Source organism: Neisseria sp. P0001.S005, assembly GCF_051963715.1.
Map to the genome: position 1 here is coordinate 1 of NZ_JBQCTZ010000654.1, position 418 is coordinate 418.

1 protein-coding gene is annotated in these 418 nt (G+C 57.4%); it reads left to right on the plus strand.

The window, feature by feature from the left end; genetic code table 11:
• Window positions 1-191: 191 nt before the first annotated feature.
• Window positions 192-418, plus strand: a 227-nt coding sequence (locus ACTHSP_RS22215; protein ID WP_440347035.1) for a MerR family transcriptional regulator, incomplete at its 3' end; no start/stop codon positions are given.

The following is a 418-nucleotide window of genomic DNA, read 5'->3' on the forward strand; positions in this document are numbered from 1 at the left end:
CCGCCGCAGGTCATGCCTTCGATGTTTAATGTGATGGTTTGCATAGGGTTTCCTTTCTGTTGGAATGAGGCTGAGGTTTTAAAGCCCGTTGCAGCCAAAGCTTTCAGGTAACCTGAAATGATGGGTCTGCTCTTGCTTTCCCGCTAAGTGCCGCCACTATAAAGCTTTACCCGAAGTAAAGGTCAAGCATCATGATGAACATCAGCCAGGCCGCGGCCGAGAGCGGCCTTTCCGCCAAACAAATCCGCGACTACGAAAAGCACGGCCTAATCGCCCCGGCCGCGCGCAGCGAAGCGGGCTACCGCCGCTACGGACAGGCCGACCTTGTCCGGCTGCGCTTTATCCGCCATGCGCGGGAAGTGGGCTTTTCGCTGCCGCAGATCGGGCAGCTTTTGAGCCTGCAACACAACCCGCAGCG